This is a genomic window from Streptomyces sp. Je 1-332 (assembly GCF_040730185.1).
Classification (GTDB): domain Bacteria; phylum Actinomycetota; class Actinomycetes; order Streptomycetales; family Streptomycetaceae; genus Streptomyces.
Window position 1 is genome coordinate 3,995,455 of sequence record NZ_CP160402.1, and the last position, 16,389, is coordinate 4,011,843.

At 70.6% G+C, this 16,389-nt stretch carries 15 protein-coding genes, 1 tRNA gene and 1 pseudogene; 4 read left to right on the plus strand and 13 right to left on the minus strand.

Annotation, left to right across the window (positions count from 1 at the left end; genetic code table 11):
• Nucleotides 1-2 precede the first annotated feature (2 nt).
• From ABXJ52_RS18055 to ABXJ52_RS18095, 9 genes and pseudogenes are all read right to left on the minus strand, one after another.
• Nucleotides 3-1,652, minus strand: a complete 1,650-nt coding sequence (locus ABXJ52_RS18055; RefSeq protein ID WP_367043626.1) for a long-chain fatty acid--CoA ligase — start codon at nucleotides 1,650-1,652, stop codon at nucleotides 3-5.
• A 234-nt stretch (nucleotides 1,653-1,886) separates the two neighbouring features.
• On the minus strand, nucleotides 1,887-2,450 hold the full coding sequence (locus tag ABXJ52_RS18060; protein WP_367043627.1) for a SigE family RNA polymerase sigma factor: 564 nt from the start codon (nucleotides 2,448-2,450) through the stop codon (nucleotides 1,887-1,889).
• A 217-nt stretch (nucleotides 2,451-2,667) separates the two neighbouring features.
• Complete coding sequence (locus ABXJ52_RS18065) at nucleotides 2,668-3,540, minus strand: DUF1906 domain-containing protein (protein ID WP_367049112.1); 873 nt, start codon at nucleotides 3,538-3,540, stop codon at nucleotides 2,668-2,670.
• A 67-nt stretch (nucleotides 3,541-3,607) separates the two neighbouring features.
• A complete protein-coding gene (locus tag ABXJ52_RS18070) occupies nucleotides 3,608-4,774 on the minus strand; it encodes a lipid-transfer protein (protein ID WP_367043628.1) in 1,167 nt (388 codons plus the stop codon).
• 116 nt (nucleotides 4,775-4,890) lie between these two features.
• Nucleotides 4,891-5,268: pseudogene (locus ABXJ52_RS18075) on the minus strand (MaoC family dehydratase); the annotation flags it as partial.
• Nucleotides 5,269-5,336: 68 nt separating this feature from the next.
• Entirely contained in the window at nucleotides 5,337-6,416 is a 1,080-nt protein-coding gene (locus ABXJ52_RS18080; protein ID WP_367043629.1) for an acyl-CoA dehydrogenase family protein, read from the minus strand.
• A gap of 1 nt (nucleotide 6,417) precedes the next feature.
• Entirely contained in the window at nucleotides 6,418-7,326 is a 909-nt protein-coding gene (locus ABXJ52_RS18085; RefSeq protein ID WP_367043630.1) for an OB-fold domain-containing protein, read from the minus strand.
• Nucleotides 7,323-8,525: an acyl-CoA dehydrogenase family protein gene (locus ABXJ52_RS18090; RefSeq protein ID WP_367043631.1), complete on the minus strand. Its 1,203-nt coding sequence runs from the start codon at nucleotides 8,523-8,525 to the stop codon at nucleotides 7,323-7,325. The genes ABXJ52_RS18085 and ABXJ52_RS18090 overlap by 4 nt, the downstream gene beginning before the upstream one ends.
• A gap of 274 nt (nucleotides 8,526-8,799) precedes the next feature.
• The gene (locus ABXJ52_RS18095) at nucleotides 8,800-9,111 is read right to left on the minus strand and encodes a hypothetical protein (RefSeq protein WP_160506015.1); all 312 of its coding nucleotides are present in this window, start codon (nucleotides 9,109-9,111) and stop codon (nucleotides 8,800-8,802) included.
• Between the two features lie 371 nt (nucleotides 9,112-9,482).
• On the opposite strand from ABXJ52_RS18095, the gene ABXJ52_RS18100 reads away from it, so the two are divergent.
• A complete protein-coding gene (locus ABXJ52_RS18100) occupies nucleotides 9,483-10,355 on the plus strand; it encodes a bifunctional DNA primase/polymerase (protein ID WP_367043632.1) in 873 nt (290 codons plus the stop codon).
• A 97-nt stretch (nucleotides 10,356-10,452) separates the two neighbouring features.
• Here ABXJ52_RS18100 and ABXJ52_RS18105 read toward each other — a convergent pair whose 3' ends face one another.
• The 4 genes from ABXJ52_RS18105 to ABXJ52_RS18120 form a co-directional block, all read right to left on the minus strand.
• Nucleotides 10,453-11,175, minus strand: coding sequence for a sensor domain-containing protein (locus ABXJ52_RS18105; protein WP_367043633.1), 723 nt, complete (start codon nucleotides 11,173-11,175; stop codon nucleotides 10,453-10,455).
• 190 nt (nucleotides 11,176-11,365) lie between these two features.
• A complete protein-coding gene (locus tag ABXJ52_RS18110) occupies nucleotides 11,366-11,590 on the minus strand; it encodes a hypothetical protein (RefSeq protein ID WP_367043634.1) in 225 nt (74 codons plus the stop codon).
• Between the two features lie 171 nt (nucleotides 11,591-11,761).
• Nucleotides 11,762-11,846 (minus strand) — tRNA-Ser (locus tag ABXJ52_RS18115).
• Nucleotides 11,847-11,888: 42 nt separating this feature from the next.
• Entirely contained in the window at nucleotides 11,889-13,358 is a 1,470-nt protein-coding gene (locus tag ABXJ52_RS18120; RefSeq protein ID WP_367043635.1) for a trypsin-like peptidase domain-containing protein, read from the minus strand.
• Nucleotides 13,359-13,542: 184 nt separating this feature from the next.
• Here ABXJ52_RS18120 and ABXJ52_RS18125 point away from each other — a divergent pair, with 184 nt between their 5' ends.
• From ABXJ52_RS18125 to ABXJ52_RS18135, 3 genes are all read left to right on the plus strand, one after another.
• Nucleotides 13,543-14,355: a glycerophosphodiester phosphodiesterase gene (locus ABXJ52_RS18125; protein ID WP_367043636.1), complete on the plus strand. Its 813-nt coding sequence runs from the start codon at nucleotides 13,543-13,545 to the stop codon at nucleotides 14,353-14,355.
• A gap of 62 nt (nucleotides 14,356-14,417) precedes the next feature.
• A complete protein-coding gene (locus tag ABXJ52_RS18130) occupies nucleotides 14,418-15,035 on the plus strand; it encodes an ATP-binding protein (RefSeq protein ID WP_367043637.1) in 618 nt (205 codons plus the stop codon).
• A 199-nt stretch (nucleotides 15,036-15,234) separates the two neighbouring features.
• Nucleotides 15,235-16,200 carry a DUF5926 family protein gene (locus ABXJ52_RS18135; RefSeq protein WP_367043638.1) on the plus strand — a complete coding sequence of 322 codons (966 nt, stop codon included), beginning with the start codon at nucleotides 15,235-15,237 and terminating at the stop codon, nucleotides 16,198-16,200.
• Nucleotides 16,201-16,389: the final 189 nt, after the last annotated feature.

A 16,389-nucleotide genomic window follows, 5' to 3' on the forward strand; every position in this document is an offset into this window, starting at 1 on the left:
GGTCAGAGCTTCGTGACGTCCAGCTCCCCGTCCGCGTACTGCCTGCGCAGCACCTTCTTGTCGAACTTGCCGACGCTCGTCTTGGGCACGGCGGGCACGATCGCCCAGCGCTCGGGCAGCTGCCACTTGGCGATGGTGCCCGTGAGGAAGTCGCGCAGGGCGGCGTAGTCGAGGCTCGCGCCCTCCTTCAACACGACGGTGGCGAGCGGGCGTTCGCCCCACTTCTCGTCGGGGACGGCGACGACCGCCGCCTCCGCGACGTCCGGGTGGGCCATGATCGCGTTCTCCAGCTCGACGCTGGAGATCCACTCGCCGCCCGACTTGATGACGTCCTTCGCGCGGTCGGTGAGCGTCAGGAAGCCGTCGGAGCTGATCACGCCGACATCACCGGTCTTCAGCCAGCCGTCCGCGCTGAACTTGTCCTCGGGCTTCAGCTCTTCGCCGCCCGCGCCGCCGTAGTACGCGCCCGCGATCCACGGCCCGCGCACCTCCAGCTCGCCCGCGGACTCGCCGTCCCACGGCAGGTACTCGCCGCCGGGGCCGACCAGGCGCGCCTCGACACCGGTGGGGAAGCGGCCCTGGGTGAGGCGGTAGGCGAACTCGTCATCGGTGCCGAGAGCCTTGGCCGGCGGCCGGGCGACCGTGCCGAGCGGGGAGGTCTCCGTCATGCCCCAGGCGTGGCAGACGCGCATGCCCAGCTTGTCGAACGCCTCCATCAGCGAGGGCGGGCAGGCCGAGCCGCCGATGGTGACCTGGCCGAGCGAACTGACGTCACGCGGCTTCGCGGAGAGCTCGGCCAGCAGCCCCTGCCAGATGGTGGGGACGGCGGCCGCGTGGGTGGGCCGCTCCGTCTCGATCATCTCGGCGAGCGGTGCGGGCTGCAGGAAACGGTCCGGCATCAACATGTTCACGCCCGTCATGAACGTGGCGTGCGGCAGACCCCAGGCGTTCACGTGGAACTGCGGGACGACCACGAGGGAGGTGTCCGCGTCCGTCAGGCCCATGGACTCGCTCATGTTGACCTGCATCGAGTGCAGGTAGATGGAGCGGTGGGAGTAGACGACGCCCTTGGGGTCGCCGGTGGTGCCGGAGGTGTAGCACATGGCGGCGGCCGTGCGCTCGTCGAGCTCGGGCCAGTCGTACGTCGTGGGCTTGGCGCCGATCAGGTCCTCGTACTCGTGCACCCGCGCCTGGATCCCGGCCAGCGGCGAACGGTCGCCGGGGCCCGAGACCACCAGGTGCTCGACGGTCGGCAGCTGCGGAAGCAGGGGCGCGAGCAGGGGGATGAGAGAGCCGTTGACGATGACGACGCGGTCGGCCGCGTGGTTCACGATCCAGGTCAACTGGTCGGCGGGCAGCCGGAGATTGAGGGTGTGCAGGACGGCGCCCATACAGGGGACCGCGAAGTAGGCCTCTACGTGTTCTGCGTTGTTCCACATGAAGGTGGCCACGCGCTCGTCGCCGTCGACCCCGAGGTCATCGCGCAGGGCGTGGGCCAGCTGGGCCGAGCGTTCGCCGATCTCACGGAAGCTGCGGCGCTGCGGGGCGGCCTCACCGGTCCATGTGGTGACCTGCGACGACCCGTGCACGGTCGTCCCGTGCCGGAGGATGCGGGTGACGGTCAGTGGTACGTCCTGCATCGTGCTCAGCACGGCGTCCTCCCGATGGGCGCGCGGCATTCATCCGGGGCGGCTCCCGAATGACCTACCTGGCAGTAGGGCTCGCCAGATTCTTGCCGCATACCGCACGGTATGTCACTAGTCAGGGAGAAGAAAGGTCCGGCACTGGCAGTGCGGCCGGCAGTGCGGAGGAGCGGCGGGGCACGGCGGGGCACGGCCGAGGAACGGCGGGGGACCCCCGAAGGCCCGGCGGCGGAACCGCGGTGATCACCGGACCGGCGTGAGCTCCGGGTCCTCGCGCAGCTTGCCGAGGGCACGCGACACCGCGCTCTTGACGGTGCCGATGGAGACCCCGAGCACCTCGGCCGTCTGCGCCTCGCTGAGATCCTCGTAGTACCGCAGGACTACCATCGCCCGCTGCCGCGCGGGCAGCTTCATGATCGCGCGCCACATCGCGTCCCTGAGCACCTGCTGCTCGGCCGGGTCCGCGACCGGCGCCACGTCGGGCTCGGGCAGGTCGTCGCACGCGAACTCGTCGACCTTGCGCTTGCGCCACTGCGAGGTCCGGGTGTTCAGCAGGGCCCGGCGCACATAGCCGTCGAGCGCGCGATGGTCCTGGATCCGGTCCCAGGCGACGTAGGTCTTGGTGAGGGCGGTCTGCAGCAGATCCTCGGCATCGCAGGGGTTCGCGGTCAGCGAGCGCGCGGTGCGCAGCAACACGGGCTGACGCGCCCGGACGTACGACGCGAACGACGGATACGCCGAAGAACCCGCTGTCCGCGTCGCGGCCTTCGATGCGCTGGTGCACATGGGCACCATGGATACGGTCATGGCTCCACGCTAGAAGCGCCCCCTACTTCAGCGGATCGGCCGCAGGTCCCGAAGCGGTGTCCGCCTCAGGTTGTACGCGGGGTGGTAGCCCCACCTCCTGAAGGTGGAGGAGGTGGAGCACACCCCTGAGGGTTCATCCCTGACAGGACGGCGAGTTGGTGGGCGGGGGAGGACGCCGGGAGGATGGAGATGGTGGCTGGAGGGGCCCGCCCCCGGGCTAGCTGACCTTGGCCACCGGCGCGTGCACGAGGTTCCGGTCGATCTTGAGCGTACGCCCGCCGTGCCGCTCCTTCACGTTCCCCGCGTACTGGTGAATGCGCCGCTCGGGGCGCCACGCGTCGCTCTTCAGCACCGGCTCGTTGTACAGGTTCGCCCGCTTGTGCCAGCGCGCGAACCACATCACCGACGGCAGATCCCGCACCCCCGCCCGCCGCGCCGTCTCCATGTGCCGTACCCCGTAGTTCGCACTGCTGTAGAACCCCGGGATGTAACCGAACCTGCGCACCTCACGGTTCCAGGCCCGCACGAAGGCCAGGGTGCCGTGCGCGCACTCCTTCTGCCGGTAGGTGTACGCCTCCATGTCCAGGTAGAGCGGGCTGAACCGCCCCATCCCGAGCGCCTTGGCCTTCGTTACCGCGTCACGTCCCTCCTGGGTTCCCTGCCGCACGGGGTACCGCCCCATGCGGACGTGCTTCTTGTGCTTCGCGATGACGCAGGGCGACTGCGACCCGACGTACACCGGCAGCACCTTCCACCCCTGCCCCCGCACCGCGCGCATCCAACCGCGGGTCAGCTGCGGTTGGCGCTTGCACGCCCGGCCGCGGCCCCCGTAGTAGATGCCCACCGCCCCGTAGGAGGAGGCCTTCCAGCGGCGCATCGTGTCGGCGGACGGTGCGAGGCAGGTGTCGAACGCCCGGCCGCGGAAGGTCGACACGCCGGCCGGCCAGCCGCTCGCACGGCTCCCCGCACCGGTACCGGCACCCGCACCGGCCGCACGGCCGTCGGCCTCGGCTCTGCTCACGGCGCCGGTCGGCGTCACGCCCATGGCCAGGGCGGTGAAGGCGACGGCGAGGACAAGTCCCATCATCAGTTTTCGGCAGCACATACGCCGAGTGAACGGCCCAGATCCTCCGCAGCCCCCGTGACACGCGCCGCGTTCAGCCGTCCGCCGCCAGAATCAACCCCGATGTGGGGACACCGGTGCCAGCGGTGACCAGCGTGCGCGCCGCGCCGGGTATCTGGTTCACGGAGGTGCCGCGCACCTGCCGGACCGCCTCCGCTATGCCGTTCATCCCGTGCAGATACGCCTCCCCGAGCTGACCTCCGTGTGTGTTCAACGGCAGCATCTCCCCGGCCACGAAATCCGCCGCCTCCCCCGGCCCGCAGAAACCGAACTCCTCCAACTGCATCAGGACGAACGGCGTGAAGTGGTCGTAGAGAATGCCGACGTCGATGTCGCCCGGCGTGAGACCGGAGCTGCGCCACAACTGCCTGGCCACCACACTCATTTCCGGCAGCCCGCTCAGGTCGTCGCGGTAGAAGCTGGTCATCTGCTCCTGTGCCCGGCCCGACCCCTGGGCCGCAGCCGTGATCACTGCCGCCGGCTTCGGCAGATCCCTGGCCCGCTCCACGCTCGTCACGACGATCGCCTGTCCGCCGTCGGTCTCCTGGCAGCAGTCCAGGAGCCGCAGCGGCTCGACGATCCAGCGCGACGCGGCGTGCTCGGCGAGCGTGATCGGCTTCCCGTGGAAATAGGCCGCGGGGTTGGTCGCCGCGTACTTCCGGTCGGTGACCGCCACATGGCCGAAGGCATCGGGTGTGAGGCCGTACGTGTGCAGATAGCGCTGGGCCGCCATCGCCACCCACGAAGCGGGGGTCAGCAACCCGAACGGCAGGGACCAGCCGAGCGCCGCGCCCTCCGCCGACGGCTCCCGATGCTGCACACCCGAACCGAACCGGCGCCCCGAGCGTTCGTTGAACGCGCGATAGCAGACGACGACTTCGGCCACCCCGCTCGCCACCGCGAGCGCCGCCTGCTGGACCGTCGCACAGGCCGCGCCTCCCCCGTAGTGGACGCGCGAGAAGAACGACAGCTCCCCCATCCCGGCCGCCTGCGCGACAGTGATCTCCGGGTTCGTGTCCATGGTGAACGTGACCATGCCGTCGACATCGGCCGGGCTCAGCCCGGCGTCGTCGAGCGCCAGGCCCACCGCCTCCACCGCGAGCCTGAGCTCACTGCGCCCCGAGTCCTTGGAGAACTCGGTGGCCCCGATCCCGACGACAGCGGCCTTCCCGCCGAGCCGGTCACGCGTGCGTACGCTCATGCCGCACCCCCTGCCGCGGGCCCGCCGACGACCGGCTCACCGGCAGTCGGCTCACCGGGGGCCGGCCCGCCTGGCGCTGCCCCACCCGAGGTGGTCCCGCCCCGGGCCACCCCGCCCGGGACCGTGACCGTGACCGTGCCGGTGACGTGCTTGCCGATGCCGTTGGCCCCGACCACCTTGACCGTGGCCGTATCGCCCTCGACCTGCTCCACGGAACCGGTCAGGACCATCGTGTCCCCGGGATAGTTGGGCGCACCCAGCCGGATCGCCACCTTGCGCAGGATCGCCCCGGAACCGAAGTGGTCCGTGATGTACCGGCCGACCAGGCCGTTCGTGGTCAGGATGTTCATGAAGATGTCGGGGGAGCCCTTCTCCTTGGCCACCGCCGCGTCGTGATGCACGTCCTGGTAGTCCCGGGACGCGATCGCACCGGAGACGATCAGTGTCCGGGTGACCGGGATGGTGAGCTCCGGCAGCTCGTCACCCACCCGCACGCCATCCCCTCCTCCGGCATACGACCTCCCCCTCACGCCGTCTCCTCCCACAGCGCCCCGTCCCCCCGTCATGCCTCCCCCTCCTGCGCGCTCCGGGCGATCAAGTCGCCCATTTCCTCCAGGACTTCGCTACCGCACCCCAAGTACGCGTCCAGCTGCCGCCCCCACAGGAAGTGCCGGTGCACGGGGTGGTCGAGGTCCGCCCCCATGCCGCCGTGCAGATGCTGGCCCGCGTGCACGACGCGCTTACCGCCCTCCGATGCCCACCACGCGGCGGTCAACGCATGCGTGCCGTACGGCAGACCGGCGTCGCGCCGCCAGGCCGCCTCGTACGCCGTGACCCGTATCGCCTCGGTGTCCATATGGGCGTCGGCCGCCCGGAGTTGCACCCCCTGCTTGGCCGCGAGCGGACGCCCGAACTGCTCCCGCTCGTTCGTGTACGCCACCGCGCGGGCCAACGACCCTGCGCACACCCCGGCCTGCAACCCCGCGAAGGCAGTCCGCGCGTCGGCCAGGACATCCTCGTACGCCCCCTCTCCTCCGATCCGCTCCCCGGGAGTCCCGTCCAGGACCAACCGCCCCGCCGCCCAAGGCGCGGTCAGATCCACGGGCTCGGTCTCCGCTTCGGCCACCCGCACTCTCCAGAGGCTGTGGCCGCCCCGCGGCGCCGGGTCGCGCACCGCCACCAGTACCTCCGTGGCATCCCGCAGCCACGGCACCCATGGCACGACCCCGGTCAGTTCCGCGGCGGACTCACCGCCCGGCGCCGCGTCCACGGAGGCCACCACTCCGCCCCGCGCCGGGAACGCCCCCGTCGCGATCGCCGTACCGTCCCGGAGACCCGGCAGCAGCCGCCCCCGCTGCTCCTCCGTGCCGTGTGCCGCCACCGCGAGCAGACCGAAGACACAGGTAGCCGCGAACGGCACCTGCGCCGTCGTCCTCCCCTGCTCCTCCAGCAGCAGCACGAGGCCGAGCAACCCGACGTCCTCCACCGCACCCGGAAGCCCCGCCGCGCACAACGCTTTCCACAGCTCGGCGTCCGACCCTGTCCCCGCCGCCGCGAGCCGCTCGGGCGTGGCCAGGTCCCCGAAGATCTCTCGGGCGAGGCCCTGGGCTGCGGCCTGCTCCTCCGTGGGCGTGAAGTCCATGTCAGACCCCGCCCCCCGCCATGCTCTCGACGGCCCGGAAGACCGGGAGCACCAACTCCGGCTCCACCTCCTGGAATTCGAGCCGCACCGGCTGCCCGATCCGCATCTTGTCGCTGGGCACCCCCACCACGTTGCTGACCATGCGCACGCCCTCCGCCAGATCGATGAGCCCGACGGCGTACGGGGGATCGAAGGCGGGGAAGGGCGGGTGGTGCATGACGACGTACGAGTAGACCGTGCCCTCGCCGCTCGCCTCGACCGTGTCCCACACGAGCGATCCGCAGGAGTTGCAGCCGGGCAGCCAGGGGAAGCGCAGTGCCCGGCAGCCGCCGCAGCGCTGGATCAGGAGCCGGTGGCGGGCCACACCGTCCCAGAACCCGGCGTTGTCCCGGTTGATCACGGGGCGAGGCCGCTTGCCCTGGGGCCTGCGCTGCCCGGGTGCGTACTTGAGGATCCGGAAGCGGTGCGTCCCCGCCGGCTCGCCGCCCGCTCTGACGTCCATCCGCGTCGTGACGAAGTGACCCGTGCCCAGCTTGGTCGTCTTGCGCTCCGACACCGACTCGATGACCGCGTCGAAGGTGATCTCGTCCCCCGGCCGCAGCGCCCGCAGATACTCCTGCTCGCAGTCCGTGGCCACGACGGAGGTGTACCCCGCGCCGTCCAGGAGCGCGAACAACTCGTCGTAGGCCGCCGAACGCCCCTGGTGCCCGGAGAGTCCGCCCATCGTCCAGGCCTGGAGCATGGTCGGCGGGGCGATCGGATCCGGCCCGGCATAGGCGGAGTTCGTGTCGCCCATCGCCTCGCACCAGTGCCGGATCATCGGTTCGTTGACCGGGTCCTTGCCCGCGCCGGACGTGGCTGCCGCCCGCCCCTCGAACGCCTTCAACGTCTCGTACGAAAGATCGGTCACCGCCGCCCCCTCCGCATCCCGAGGCGCATCGTCGCCACGATCTCCCGCTGCACCTCGCTCACCCCGCCCCCGAACGTATTGATCTGCGCCGCCCTGTTCATCCGCTCCAACTCCCCCTCAGCGGCCGTCCCGAGCGTCAGGGATCCGGTTGAACCGGCCCGGACCAGACCCGTCTCGCCCGTGACTTCCTGACATATTCGGTACACCTCCACCGCCGATTCGGTTCCCACGAATTTCACGCCGCTCGCGTCTCCCGGCGCCAGTGCACCCGCCCCGACGTCCCCCACCAAACGCCAGTTGAGCAGGCGCGTTGCCGCCAGCCGGGCCTGCGCTTCGGCCAGCCTGGATCGGACCCACGGGGCGTCAATCCGGCGTTCGCCCGTCACCGGATCGGGTGTGCGGGCGAAGGTGAGGACCGCGGAGTAGAAATCCTCGGCCTGCATGCCGATCGCCGCGAGCGCCACCCGCTCGTGGTTGAGCTGGTTGGTGATGAGCCCCCAGCCGCCGTTCTCCTCGCCGACGAGGTTCGTGGCGGGCACGCGGATCCCGTCGTAGTACGTCGCCGTCGTCGTCAGGCCACCCACCGTCTCGATCGGCGTCCACGAGAAGCCGGGCGCGTCGGTCGGCACGAGAATGATCGAGATGCCCTCGTGCTTGGGCGCTTCGGGGTCGGTGCGGCAGGCCAGCCAGATCCAGTCGGCGTTCTGGGCGTTCGACGTGAAGATCTTCTGCCCGTCGATGACCCACGCTCCCCCGGGCGTACCGGCGGGCCCCTCGATCTCGCGCACCGCCCGCGTCCGCAGCGAGGCCAGGTCCGTCCCCGCGGACGGCTCGCTGTACCCGATCGCGAAGACGAGGTCACCGCTGAGAATGCGCGGCAGAAAGGTGGTCTTCTGCGCCTCTGTGCCGTACTTCATCAGGGTCGGCCCGACGGTGTTCAGGGTGACCATGGATACGGGCGCGCCCGCGCGGTAGGCCTCGTCGAAGAAGACGAACTGCTCGTCGGGCCCGCGCCCCTGCCCGCCGTACTCGACCGGCCAGCCGAGGCCGAGCAGTCCGTCGGCCCCGATGCGCCGCAGCAGTCGGCGCTGGCCCTCCGGATCGTCCCCGCCGGGCGGCCCCTCCGGCATCAGGTCCCGGAAGTAGTCGCGCAGTTCGGCCCGCAGCTGCTGTTGGCGTTCGGTGGGGGCGAGGTGCACGGCGGCGGCCTCTCCTTCGCGTAAGGGCGTCGCACCGACAGTGATTCCTGACTTGTTTCTGACTGTCCGTCAGAAACTGCTGCGGTGTCAAGAGATCTCCCTGGACGCGGGAGCCGGACGCGGGAGCCGGACGCGCCGGACGCGGGAGCCGGACGCGCCGGTCGCGACCCCGGAGCAGGAACACGCCTGCGCGGCGGTGCAGTTGCACCGCCGCGCAGAACGTCACACACCCCATCTGAGAAGCCCCCGGGAGCTGTCCCGGGGAGCCGTCACCTCACCAGAGGTGGGTGAAGTTGACGGCGATGTTCTCGTTCGACTGGTCGATCGCCGTGAACGCCGAGCCGTTCACCTGGGCGGTGTTGTTCTGGTTCGAGGCGCCGGAGCCGACGGCCTGCTGCTGCGACGTGGACGAGTTGCCGCTGTTGTTGCCGCCGACGCCGCTGCCGTTGACAGTCGCCACGCCCGCATTCGATCCGTCGTTCGCGAAGGCGCCGTTGTCAGCCGTCGCGACACCCGAGAAGAGTGCGGCAGCCAGGGGCAGGGCCGCGGCTGCAGCGATGACGCGGGCGGTACGGATGCTTGCCATGTCAATTCCTCCGTTACGGGGGTACGCACCGGCGATACGCCGGACGTACCTGAAGTTCCGCTTGCTCCAAGGCGGTTGGCCGACCGCCTTGTGGGTTCTGCTCGACGTCGCGAGTCCAGAGTTGCCCACCGAATCCCCGGCGAACCACCCCGGAAGCCCCGATTCCCCCGCAAGCGTGAGTACAAGTCGATAAACATGCTTCGTCCCACCAAAGCCCCAGTTCAGACCCCAGGACCCGCCCCAAACCCATGCGCCGCACGCGCTGAAGCGTTCCGCCACCTCATGAAGATCGGCGCCCGCGTCCGCGTGTCATCGGCGTGCCGCACCCTCCCCCTCTTCCCTTCCTCGAACACTTGTACGAAAATGAATCCATGGCCACCATCGACCGCCATGCCACCGCACTCGTACTCGCCCACGCTCTGTCCGCCGCCGAGCGCGGCCTCGCCGTCATCCCGCTCTCCCGCGCCAAACTTCCGGCGCTCCGCTCCCCTCATCACGAGCAGCCCGAACCGTCCCCCTGCCACGGCGAATGCGGCCGCCCCGGACACGGCGTCTACGACGCGTCGACCGACCCCCGGCGCATCCGCGAGCTCTTCGCCGCCGCCCCCTGGGCCACCGGTTACGGCATCGCCTGCGGGCTGCCCCCGCACCATCTGATCGGCATCGACCTGGACACCAAGTCCGGTACGGACGCTCCGGCGGCCCTGCGCGAACTGGCGCTGCGCCACCTCTTCACGATCCCGGCCACGGTCGTCGTGGCGACCCCGAGCGGCGGCCGTCACATCTGGCTCGCCGGCCCGCCCGACGCCGTCGTCCCCAACTCCGCGGGGCGCCTGGCCCCGGGCATCGACATCAGGGGCGCGGGCGGCTATCTCGTCGGCCCCGGCTCGCGCACCGAGCACGGCGTCTACAGCGCCGTGCCCGGCACCGCCCATCTCCCGCCTGCGAGCTGCCCGACCGCACTGCTGCGCCTGCTCACGCCGCCGCCCCGCGCCCACCACCCGACGCTCCCGCAGATGCCCGCCCCGGTCCAACGAGGTCAGGGCCTGGTCCAGTTCGTACTCGCCGCGCACGAGGGCCAGCGCAACACCCGCCTGTTCTGGGCCGCCTGCCGCGCCTACGAGAACGGCATCGGCGAGACCCTGGCCGATGAACTCGCCGCTGCCGCGCTACGGGTCGGCCTCACGGAACGCGAGGCCCGCTCGACGATCGCGTCGGCGGCTCGGCTGACGGGGCACGCGTAACGGGAAGCCCAAGAGCGCACGGTAAGGGGCGTCCGCTATGGCGGACGCCCCTTACCACTGGCTGTGACGGCTACCGTGCCGACCAGCCGAACCTCGCCTATCCGAGCATCGAACGCACGGCCGCACGGTCGATGTTCGTCAGGGCGCGGACCAGCTTCGGGGTGAGGAAGACGATGGCGAGGCCGATCAGGGACGCCCCCGCGATCTGCACCGGCGACTCCAGGTAGAACTCGTGGCGCTCGCCGCCCGAGGTGTAGTCGAACACCCGGTAGCCGGGCCAGTCGAGGTAGCGCGGGAACACCCAGGAGTACACGGGAAGGAGCGCGGCGACCCAGCCGGTGACCAGGAACGTCACGCTGAGGACGAAGGACGCGACCCGCGAGGGGAACATCACGAACTGGAAGAGCAGCGCCTTCCAGCCCGCACCGTCCGAGAGCCGAGCCCGCATCCTTTCCCAGGCCCCCGCGTCCCGCCGCGTCGCCAGAGCACCGGGCCCGGCGACCTCCCATCCCAGCAACGCCCGCGCCCGCCCCCGCTCGGCGGCACCGAGCCCCCGCGCCCCGGCCAACGCGGCCGCGAGGACCGGCAGTCCGAGCACGGTGACGAACAGGCCCATGCCGAGCGAGAACATCGTCACGGCGAAGGTGAAGCCCACGATGGCGATGGGCAGCGACGTCAGCGTGTAGCCGATCTCCCGGTACGTGGAGGCGGCGAACGGCGCCCGCCAGAAGCCCGGGGATCCCGCGGAGCGCCCGCCCGGGGCCCGCTCGGAGGAGGAAGCGGTGGGAGCGGCTGCGTACGGCAGTGCGCTGGTGCTCATGACGGGCCTCGAATCTTCGCGGTGGGGACGTGCCGGGGACGTGCCGTGCTGACGTCCTCCACGTTCGCGAATCCGAGCGGCCCGGAACATACGGCGACCCGCCCTCTCCGGGGTGTTGCTGGCACCACCCCAGCAGAGGACGAGTAAGGGGCGCCTCTCAGTGAGAGGCGCCCCTTACGACCCGCAGACCTCAGCCGTCGAGGCCGAAGCCGTGGAGGGCGGTTCCGTCCCGGTGACCACCGTCGGCCTGGCCGTAGTAGGTGATCCCGTAGGGGCCGCCCAGGTTGCCGGCGACCTGGCCCGCGTAGCGGCCCTCGCTGTGGGTGGTGCTGGGGTCGTCGGCGACGGCGGTGCCGGCGGCCAGGAACCCGGCCACGGTGGCCACGGCGAGAACGGATGCGATGCGCTTCAACACGAGTTTCTCCTTGGAGACGAATCCAGTGATCTTGTAGAACAACACCGCACTCGTCTCCCACCTCCTCCTAGGCTCGCCGCACAGCGTCCACGTGGAGTATCGGGTTCATCCAGGGGCCTGAAACGCGAGAGCCCCCGACCGATTCAGCTGGTCAGAGGCTCTCAATCACTGCGGTGGGTGTGGGATTTGAACCCACGGAGGCTTGCGCCTCGACGGTTTTCAAGACCGTTCCCTTAGGCCGCTCGGGCAACCCACCCCGCACCGCCGTTCAGGGCGGTGCGGGGACAAGAGTAGCGGGTCAGCTCTCGCCCTTGCGCTGGCCCAGGACCACGTCGACCGTGTGCTCCTTGCCGTCGCGCTTGTAGGTGATCTCGACGGTGTCGCCCGGCTTGTGGGTCCAGATCTGGCCGATCAGGGTCGGGCCGCTGTCGATCACCGTGTCGTCCAGCTTCGTGATGACGTCGCCGGGCTTGAGGCCCGCCTTGTCCGCCGGGCCGTTCGGAGTGACCGCCTGCGAACCGCTCGCGCCTTCCTGGGAGATCGTGGCGCCGCCCGTGTTCTCCTGCAGGGCGACCGACGCACCGATCACGGGGTAGACGGCCTGGCCGTTCTTGATGAGCTGCTGAGCGACGTACTTGGCCTGGTTGACCGGGATGGCGAAGCCCAGGCCGATGGAGCCGGACTGGCCGCCACCGCCGAGGCCGCCGCCGCTCTCCGCGGGCTTGATGGCGGAGTTGATGCCGATGACGGCGCCGCCCGCGTCCAGCAGCGGGCCGCCGGAGTTGCCCGGGTTGATGGAGGCGTCGGTCTGCAGTGCGCTCATGTACGAGCTCTTGCTGCTCGCGCCGTCGCTGGAGGTCACCGGCCGGTCCTTGGCACTGATGATGCCGGTGGTGACCGTGTTCGAGAGGCCGAAGGGGGCACCGATGGCGATCGTCGAGTCGCCGACGGCCACCTTGTCGGAGTTGCCGAGGGGGATCGGCTTCAGGTTCGAGGGCGGGTTCTTGAGCTTGAGCACCGCGACGTCGTAACCCTCGGCGCGGCCGACCACCTCGGCGTCGTACTTCTTGCCGTCCGAGAACGTCACCGCGAGCTTTCCGCCGTCCGCCGCGGAGGCCACGACGTGGTTGTTCGTGAGGATGTGGCCCTGAGTGTCGTAGACGAAGCCGGTGCCCGTGCCGCCCTCGCCGTTCCCGCCCTGGGCCTCTACGGTGACGACGCTGGGCAGCGCCTTGTTCGCGATGTCGGCGACCGTGCCGGGGTCGCGCTTGAGGTCGGCCGGGGTGTTCGACGCCGACACCGTGGTCGAGCCCGTGCTGTTGTCGTTCCGGTCGGCAGCCCAGAAGCCGATGCCGCCGCCGACACCGCCCGCGACCAGCGCGGCCACGAGCACCGCGGCGATCAGGCCACCGCGACGGCCGGCGGGCTTGGGCCCTTCCGGGTGCTGCGCCGCATACGACGCGCCCCACCCGGAGCCGGAGCCGCCGCCCTGGGCGTACGAGGGAACGGCGGGCGGCGGCGGAGGCGGCCAGGCGCCGGCACCGGAAGCGTGCGGGGCGGCGTACTGGGGCGCGCCCGCAGTGGCACCGGCGTGTGTGGGAGCCTCGTGCGCCGCCGGTTCGTGGGCGGACGCGGCGGAAGCCGGCGCCGCGGGGGCGGGCCCGGCGGCGGGGGTCGCGGGGTCGGCGGAAGCAGCGGGAGATTCCACCGGCACAGGAGGCGCTGACGGGGCCGGGGGTACCTCGTTGCCCTCGTTCTCGGTGTTCACAGCTCTTCTCCTCGGTCCACGCTGTCGTTCTCGGTCACGGCCTGGCTGTGCCCAACTGTGCATGTGTCTGCAGTCAGCTTTTCCCATGGGCTGTCAGGGCACCATAAGCCGATCCTGTGTATCCGGCTTTGTGTGCGACACCTTGGGCAAGCCTTCGAGTACCCCGTGATGGCACCATGACGCGGTGACCCTCGCACGACAGCAGCAGATCCAGGTCGTCGCCCACCGCGGAGCCTCCGAAGACGCCCCCGAGCACACACTGGCCGCGTACAAGAAAGCGGTCGAGGACGGTGCCGACGCTCTCGAATGCGATGTGCGCCTCACGGCGGACGGGCACCTCGTCTGTGTCCATGACCGTCGTGTGAACCGGACGTCGAACGGCCGGGGAGCCGTCTCGGCCCTGGAGCTCGCCGATCTCGCGACGCTCGACTTCGGCTCCTGGAAGAGCAACCACGGCGAGGCCGACGAAGGCCCCGACTGGGCGGACACCTCCGTCCTCACCCTGGAGCGGCTCCTCGAGCTGGTCGCCGACAGCAACGCCTCGGGGCGCGACGTCCAGCTGGCCATCGAGACCAAGCACCCCACACGCTGGGCCGGTCAGGTCGAGGAAAGGCTGCTCCTTCTACTGAAGCGCTTCGGTTTGGATTCCCCTCCCGTCGACGGCCCCTCTCCCGTACGCGTCATGAGCTTCTCGGCGCGCTCCCTGCACCGCGTGCGGGCCGCGTCCCCCACCCTGCCGACGGTCTATCTGATGCAGTTCGTCTCGCCCCGCCACCGTGACGGCCGACTGCCCGAAGGCGTGCGGATCGCGGGCCCCGGCATGCGGATCGTCCGCAACCACCCCGCCTACGTGGCCAGACTCAAACGCGCGGGTCACCAGGTGCACGTGTGGACCGTGAACGAACCCGAGGACGTGGAGCTCTGCGCCGAACTCGGCGTCGACGCCATCATCACCAATCGCCCCAAGCAGGTGCTGTCCCAGTTGGGCCGTCGCTAACCGCGATCCCGTCCGTTACAGGGTGTGCACCGGCGCGTTCGGTCCGTATTCGATCGTTACGAGTGCGTCACCGCACAAGGATTGGCCGGTTTCCGGTCCAGTCCATTGGGGCATTCACACCGTGGCGTGGGGCGAAGGAGGTCTCGGGGGTGGCGTTGGTGGTGGCACGGGAGGTGCCCGCGTCGTCGAGTATGGCCGTACCCCATGGCCCGGCGGGCGTGGGAGAAGCAAGGCACCGTATGCGCGAGCAACTGCGCGGGAACGGGGTGCCGGAATCGGTCGTCGACGATGCCGTACTGATCCTTTCGGAATTGCTCAGCAACGCCTGCCGGCATGGCAGGCCGCTGGGCGAGGGAATGGTCGGCGACGGTGATGTCCGGGCCGCATGGCGCGTGGACGCGACCGGCAGGCTGACGGTCGAGGTGACGGACGGCGGTGGCCCGACCCGCCCCGTTCCGGCCACGCCCTCGGTCACCGCGCACGGCGGGCGCGGGCTCAACATCATCACGGCTCTCGCCGAGACGTGGGGCGTGCGTGACGACACCCACGGCGAGGTCACGGTGTGGGTCGTCGTTCATGCCGGGCACTGTCACGAGGACTTCGCTACGCGCGTCGCGGCCCCCGCGGGCTCCGCGATTCCGGACCTCGCGTACGCGGACCCTTTCGACGACCGCGACTGACACGGTGGTTCGGACCGTGACTGAGACGACGGATCCCGGGACCACGGTGGCTGACGAGTCCGGTGACACGTCCCGCTGACGAGTCCCGCTGACTCAGGCTGAATCCCGTCGCCCTCCGGGTGAGCGGCTAGGCTCGCGCCCGTACGCCCAAGACGTACGAAGAGCCACGCTGTAAAGCCGCATCCGGGAGACACCCAAGATGGCCAAGAAGCGCCCTCAGACCAAGGGCAAGCAGCCGCAGCTGACGGACGGGCAGGTCCCTGTCGTCGGCGCCCGCGAACCCTGCCCCTGCGGTTCGGGCCGCCGTTACAAGGCCTGCCACGGCCGGGCCGCCGCGCACGCGGTGACCGAGCTCGTGCAGCGCCCCTTCGAAGGCCTGCCCGGCGAGGGCGACTGGGTGGCGCTGCGCGAGCTCGTCCCGGCCGCGACCGTCGAACTGCCCCTCAAGGACGGGCTGCCCGACGGCGTGCCCTCCGTCTCCCTGGCGACCGTCCTGCCGATGGCCTGGCCCGCGCTGCGCCGCGACGACGGCTCGGTCCTCCTCGGCCTGCAGAACGACACCGCGTCCGGCGACATCAGCCGCGACCTCGCCGACACCCTCCAGCGCGCCCTGACCGCCGAGCCCGGCTCCCCGGTCCAGGCCCGCCGCGCCCCCGCCGACGGGCCGCGCCTGCAGGATCTCCTCGACCCCGAGGGCCCATTCGAGCCGGTCGTGCACGCGGGCTTCGAGTTCTGGGTCCCGGACTCGGAGAACGCGTCGACGGAGGTCTCCGCCTCCCTGGAGCGGGCGAACGCCGCCGCCATCCCCACCGTGAAGCTCTCCGGCGTCGACTCCGCGTACTGGTGCGAGACTCCGGAGAAGAACCACCTGCGCTGGGTCATGCCGCACCCCGAGGAGCAGCTCCTGGACGCGCTCGCCCGGCTGCACGCGGCCGGTACGTCGAGCCTCGGCGACGGCACCCGTCTGGTCGGGTCCTTCCGGGCGCACGGCCTGACGGTCCCGGTGTGGGACCTGCCGAGCGGCATGGGCGCCGAGGACATCGAGAAGCCCGCCGCGGAGTTCGCCGACCGGCTCGCGAAGGCGCTGGGCAGCGACGCCCCGCTCACGCCGGAGGAGCGCCGGGCGCGCGGCGGTCTCACCAACCGCCAGGTGACGCTGAGCTGACCCACCAGTCAGTCTGTTGGTACGGGTGACTCCCGTCACAACTCCCCGTCACCGCAGGTAAATCCCTGTCTGGATATCCGAGATCGAATTTGCCCAGAGCAGATCTCTTGTTACCGTTCAGGTAGCCCGGTTGCTGGTGCATCCCCCGTCGCCAGCAACCGGGCGCTTTCATGTCCGGCCCGCAGTCAG

Coding starts and splice junctions, on each gene's coding strand:
- ABXJ52_RS18060 (WP_367043627.1), bottom strand. CDS start 2,450: ATGACCGTATCCATGGTGCCCATGTGCACCAGCGCATCGAAGGCCGCG.
- ABXJ52_RS18070 (WP_367043628.1), bottom strand. CDS start 4,774: ATGAGCGTACGCACGCGTGACCGGCTCGGCGGGAAGGCCGCTGTCGTC.
- ABXJ52_RS18080 (WP_367043629.1), bottom strand. CDS start 6,416: ATGGACTTCACGCCCACGGAGGAGCAGGCCGCAGCCCAGGGCCTCGCC.
- ABXJ52_RS18095 (WP_160506015.1), bottom strand. CDS start 9,111: ATGGCAAGCATCCGTACCGCCCGCGTCATCGCTGCAGCCGCGGCCCTG.
- ABXJ52_RS18100 (WP_367043632.1), top strand. CDS start 9,483: ATGGCCACCATCGACCGCCATGCCACCGCACTCGTACTCGCCCACGCT.
- ABXJ52_RS18105 (WP_367043633.1), bottom strand. CDS start 11,175: ATGAGCACCAGCGCACTGCCGTACGCAGCCGCTCCCACCGCTTCCTCC.
- ABXJ52_RS18135 (WP_367043638.1), top strand. CDS start 15,235: ATGGCCAAGAAGCGCCCTCAGACCAAGGGCAAGCAGCCGCAGCTGACG.